We start from the raw sequence: 5,840 nt of genomic DNA on the forward strand, positions 1-5,840 counted from the left end.
GCAGCGCATAGCTCAGGCCGGTGATGTCGAGGTCGCGGCCGCGGGTCGACGCGCGGTGCTCCAGCCAGACCGATTCGGGCGTCGGGTAGTCGAACAGCGCGGCGCGCTCGGGCGCGATGCGCGCGGCCAGGCGGCGCGCGATGTCGGCGGCGATGGCCCAGTCGTGCCGTGCCTGCCCCGCCGGCGGCAGCGCGGGGCGCACGCGGCTGATGCGGCGCTCGCTGTTGGTCACGGTGCCGTCCTTCTCGCCCCATGTCGTGGCCGGCAGCAGCAGGTCGGCATAGGCGCAGGTGGCGGTGGTGGCGAAAGCCTCCTGCACGATGACGAACTCGGCGCGCTCGAGGGCGCGCCGCACCGTGGCCTGGTCGGGCAGCGACTGGGCCGGGTTGGTGCACGCGATCCACAGCGCCCTGACCTGGCCATCGGCCGCGGCCTGGAACATCTCGACCGCCGTCAGGCCCGGGGCCGCCGGCACCTCGGGCACGCCCCACAGGCGGGCGACCTCGGCCCGGTGTTCGGGGTTGGCGAGGTCGCGGTGCGCGCTGAGCAGGTTGGCCAGGCCGCCGACCTCGCGACCGCCCATCGCGTTGGGCTGGCCGGTCAGCGAGAAAGGGCCCGCGCCCGGCTTGCCGATCTGGCCGGTGGCCAGGTGCAGGTTGATCAGCGCGGCGTTCTTCGCGGTGCCGGCGCTGCTCTGGTTCAGGCCCTGGCAATAGAGAGAGAGGGTCGGCCTCCGGCCTCCGCGGGACAGCGTCGGCGTGGCCTCGTCGAGGCCTGCGAACCAGCGCGCCGCGGTGACGATGTCGGCTTCCTTCAGCCCGGTCAGGCGCGCCGTCTCGCGCGGCGTGTACTCGCGCACGCGTTCGCGCAGGCTCTCGAAGCCGCTGGTGTGCGCGGCGATGTAGGCGGCGTCGCTCAGGCCCTCCCACAGCAGCAGGTGCAGCAGGCCGTGGCAGAGCGCCACGTCGCTGCCCGGCAGCAGGGGCAGGTGCAGGTCGGCGGCTTCGGCGGTCTCGGTGCGGCGAGGGTCGGCGACGATCCATTTCTGGGCGGGGTTTGCGCGCCGCGCATCCTCGAGCCGGCGCATCAGGATGGGGTGCGCCCAGGCCAGGTTGCTGCCGGTGATGAACACGGTCTGCGCCAGCGCGAGGTCGTCGTACGAGCACGGGGGCGCATCGGCCCCCAGCGTGGCCTTGTAGCCGGCCACCGCGCTGGACATGCACAGCCGCGAGTTGGTGTCGATGTGGTTGCTGCCGATGAGGCCCTTGACCAGCTTGTTGAAGACGTAATAGTCCTCGGTCAGCAACTGGCCCGAGACGTAGACGCCGATCGCGTCGGGGCCGTGGGCCGCGTGGATCGCGGCCAGGCGCTGAGCGGCCTCGTCGAGCGCCTCGTCCCAGCCGATCGCGACCGGCGCCTGGCCGCGCACGGCGCGCCGCATCGGCGTGAGCAGGCGGGTCTGCCGCGTCACGTGCTCGGCCGCGGTCAGGTGCAGCGTCGAGCCCTTGCTGCACAGCCGGCCGAAGTTGGCCGGGTGGTCGGGGTCGCCACGCACGCCGGTGATGCGTGCGCCGTCATGTTCGATGACCACGCCGCAGCCGACGCCGCAGTAGCAGCAGGTCGATTTCGTCTCGTGGCGGGCTCCGTCTTGCATACCGTGCGAGGTAGCAAGACGGGTGCCACGCTAGTGCGTCAAAGGGACCACGCCGACCTGTGGCAAATGGGCCAGGCCGATGTCGCGGGCGTGCTGCTCGAAGCCCTTGTTCTTCCAGAAGAAGGCGCCGGGCATCGTGGTCGGGATCACGAGCACGTAGAACAGCGCGCGGCTGACCACCGCGGCGGCCAGCGCGACGCTGCCCAGCAGCGCGAACGCCACCGCTTCGGCGCCACCCGCGCCGGGCTGCCACAGCAGCCAGCCGAGCAGGCCCAGCGTGCCGGCCAGCGCCGCGCCGAGCAGCACGTTGCGCAGCACGAAGGTCTTGCCGAAGGTCGTGCTCTGCACGTAGTAGGACGCACCACCTTCGTGCTCCGCCGCGCGCATGGCCGCGGCGTGGGCCGCGTGGCCGATGGCCTCGGCCGCCAGGCCCAGCGCGAGGGCGGCGGCAACGCCCAGCAGCACCGGCTGCAGCGCGACGCCGAGCACCATCAGCGTGGGCAACATCACCAAGGCGGCGACGATCGCGCCCAGCGACAGTGCATTGCCGAAGAACGCGGTGGCGACTTGCCAGTGGTTCCAGAACGGGCGCGCCTTGATGCGGTAGCAGCGCGTCATGTAGCACAGACCGCCGCCGCCGGCGATCATCGCCAGCACGCCGGTCAGCTGGGCCAGCGGCGCGAGCCAGCCCGGGCCCCAGCCGCCGAGCACCGGCGCCACCCAGGGGTGCGCCGGCAGCGACAGCAGCAGGTGCGTGCCCAGCATCGCCTGGAACAGCGCGATCCCCAGGCCCTCGCGCGAGACCGGCGAGTGGCGCAGGTTGTTGAAGCCGCGGTAGAAGCGCTTGGGCTTGCCCAGGTGCATCGTCGACATGAACAGGCCGAAGCCGACCAGACCCAGCGCAATCAGCGCCAGCGGCACGTAGGCCGCCGAGGCCGCGAATTCGGTGAAGCCCGGCAGCCCGGCGAGCGCACCGGCGAAGGCCAGCGCGAAGGCGCCGAGCGCTGCTTGAGCCGACAGCGTGAACAGCACCAGCGGGTTCTCGCGCGAGCTCAGGCGGGCGAGGTTCCAGTGCCGCTCATGGCCCTTCTTCGGGTCGATGGCTGGTCGGTAGCGGCCCTGTTCGTCGCGGTGGTACTTCACCGGCATCGAATCGGTGCGCTTGAGCTCGTCCGGCAGCTTCTTGATCTGCTGGAAGCGGATGTTCGGGTGCGTGATCTCGGGTGACGGAAAGCCCGGGATCTCGACGCGCGCCTGCTCGCGGCCCTCGGGCACCGTCTCGATGATGCCGAAATCGAGTGCGTTGCCGACGCAGGCCGCCACGCAGGCCGGCTTCAGGCCGACCTCGAGCCGGTCCACGCACATGTTGCACTTCGAGACCTGGCCCTTGACCGGGTCGAGCTGCGGAGCGTTGTAGGGGCAGACCCAGGTGCAGTAGCCGCAGCCGAAACAGGTCTCGGGGTCTTGCAGCACCGCACCGTATTCGGTGTGCTTGGTGTAGGCGCGGGTCGGGCAGCCCTTCAGGCAGACGGGGTCATCGCAATGGTTGCAGGCCATCGAGATGTTCATCCGCTTGTAGTCGGGGAAGCTGCCGCCCTCGACGTAGCCGACCGAGCGGAAGGCCAGGTGCGCCGGGTTCTCGTTCTTCTCCGAGCAGGCCGCCTCGCAGGCGTGGCAGCCGATGCAGTTGTCGGACGTGAAGAAGAAACCGTGCTGCTTGTTGCGGTTCGGGTTGGGGCCGACGACCGGGTTCTCGTTGATGTACATCGAGCGGCCAGATGCCAGGTCCTTGAGGTGGGGTGCCTCGGCCTTGACGTGCTCGATCAGGTCGATGGCCTGGCCGTAGCGGTTGGTCGCCGGGATCTCCACCTCGGGCAGGAAGGCGTAAGCCTGCTCCTCGGTGCGGATCTCCCAGGTCGACGGCTCGGTCGCGCGGATCAGCGGCCGCGGCGGCACGCTGCCGCCGACGCTGGCCTCGCCGGTGCGCGGATCGATCTTCACGTTCATCAGCATGGATGGCTCCCGTCAGAACGCGCGGCGTTCGAGGTTCAGGCGCGCGGCCTCGCGCTGGTCGATCGGCTCGATGCGCACAGCGTTCTGCTTGAACGCCGGCTGGCGTGAATACGGGTCGAGCAGGCCCAGCGTCAGCCGGTTGACGCAGTCGTGGAAGTGGAAGGGGATGAACAGCATGTCGCGCCCGACGCGGTGGGTGAGCTGCACCATCACCACCGCGTCGCCGCGCCGGCTGACCACGCGCACATAACTCTGGTGTTCGATGCCCAGATCGGCCGCCGCGTCGGGGTTCATCTCCATGTACGGCGTCGGGCTGAACTTGTTGCAGTTGCCGATCTTGCCGGTGCGGGTGCGGGTGTGGAAATGCTCGACCACGCGGCCCGAGTTGAGCCAGAACGGGTAGTCGGGGTCGGGGCGCTCGTTGTTGTCGACGAAGCGGATCGGGATCAGGTTCGCGCGGCCGCTGGGCGTCTGGAACACGCCGTCGGTGTACAGCCGCGGGTTGCCGAGGAAAGGCTGGCGGCGCTGCATGCCGTCGGCGCCGGCCGGGCCGGCACGGGCCTCGTCCTCGGCGGCCTGCTCGGCGCTGTAGGGCCACTGGATGCCGCGCGCCGCCTCGATGCGGTCATAGCTCATGCCCGAGATGTCGAGCGTGCGGCCGGCGCCGACCGACAGCCTCTTCATCTCCTCGAAGGCGCCTTCGGGCGTGTCGGGGAAGTGGATCCTGTGGCGGTCCTCGAAGCGCTTGGCCATCTGGTTGAAGATCCAGAAGTCGGGCTTCGAGTCGGCGTAGGCCGGCAGCACGTTGCGCGTCAGGTTGACGCGGCGCTCGGTGTTGGTGTGGCAGCCCTCCTTCTCGGCCCACACCGCGGCGGGCAGGAAGACGTGCGCGTACTGGTTGGTCTCGACGTCCTCGTAGACATCCTGCACCACCAGGAACTCGAGCTTCTCCATCGCCTTGCGGATGCGCGGCTGGTTGGGCATCGAGGTCATCGGGTTGGTCGCCACCAGCCACAGGCCCTTGATCTCGCCGGTCTCGATGGCCGGGAAGATGTCGGTCTGCGCCAGCCCGCGCGCCGGCGGGAAGAAGCCCTCGTCGACGCCCCAGAACTCGGCGATCTGCTGGCGGTCCTTCTCTTTCTCGAGCAGCCGGTAGCCGGGCAGGCCCGAGCACGACGACCACTCGCGGGTGCCCATCGCGTTGCACTGGCCGGTGATCGACAGGCTGGTGCCGCCGGGCTTGCCGATGTTGCCGGTGACCAGGTTCAGGTTGTTGATGTCGACGACGCCATCGGAGCCATGGGTGGACTGGTTGATGCCCATGGTCCAGATGCTCATCGCGGCCGGCGCCTTGGCATACAGCCGCGCGACGGTGCGGATGCGGTCCTCGTCGATGCCGCACACGTGCTGCGCGGTCTTGGGGTCGTAGTCGGCCACCAGCGCGCGCAGCTCGGCTATGCCCTGGGTGTGCGCGGCGATGTAGGCCTTGTCCTCCAGCCCTTCCTTGAAGATCACGTGCAGCATCGCGTTGATCAGCACGCAATCGGTGCCCGGCGTGATGGGCAGGTGGATGTCGGCGAACTGTGCGAGCATCGTCACGCGCGGGTCGACGACGATGAGCGGGAACTTGCGCTTCTCCAGCGCCTCCTTCAGGCGCCAGTAGATGATGGGGTGCTGCTCGGGCAGGTTCGAGCCGAAGGCCATCAGGCAGTGGGTGTGCTCGAAATCCTCGTAGCAGCCGGGCGGGCCGTCGGAGCCGAAGCTGCGCTTGTAGCCCGACACCGCCGACGCCATGCACAGCGTCGTGTTGCCGTCGTAGTTGTTGGTGCCGATCTGGCCGCGCACCAGCTTGCCGAGCGTGTAGAACTCCTCGGTCAGCAGCTGGCCGGTCGAGACGACGGCGAAGGCGTCGCGCCCGTACTGCGCCTGGATGCGCTTGATCTCGGCCGCGGTGCGGTCCAACGCCGTGTCCCAGCTCGCCGGCTGGAAGGGCTGGTGCGCCCGCTCGCGCACCAGCGGCTGCTTGCCGCGGCCGGGCGAGTCGAACAGCTCGTGCTCCAGCAGGCCCTTGATGCACAGCTTGCCGCGGTTGACGTCGGCGCCGGCGTGGCCGCGGCTGGTGACGATCTTGCCGGCTTCATCGAGGCCGATCTCGATCGAGCAGCCGGTGGAG

3 protein-coding genes are annotated in these 5,840 nt (G+C 69.7%); all 3 read right to left on the reverse strand.

Translation table 11 applies throughout. The annotated features are described in order from the left end of the window. Window positions 1–1,654, reverse strand: a 1,654-nt coding sequence (locus VJ693_RS06545; protein ID WP_324152709.1) for a molybdopterin-dependent oxidoreductase, incomplete at its 3' end; no start/stop codon positions are given. A gap of 30 nt (window positions 1,655–1,684) precedes the next feature. Beyond that, a complete protein-coding gene (locus VJ693_RS06550) occupies window positions 1,685–3,667 on the reverse strand; it encodes a DmsC/YnfH family molybdoenzyme membrane anchor subunit (protein WP_324152710.1) in 1,983 nt (660 codons plus the stop codon). 12 nt (window positions 3,668–3,679) lie between these two features. Next, window positions 3,680–5,840, reverse strand: a 2,161-nt coding sequence (locus VJ693_RS06555; protein ID WP_324152711.1) for a nitrate reductase, incomplete at its 5' end; no start/stop codon positions are given.

The organism is Ideonella sp. (assembly GCF_035254525.1).
In the GTDB taxonomy this organism is placed as follows: Bacteria; Pseudomonadota; Gammaproteobacteria; order Burkholderiales; family Burkholderiaceae_C; genus Ideonella.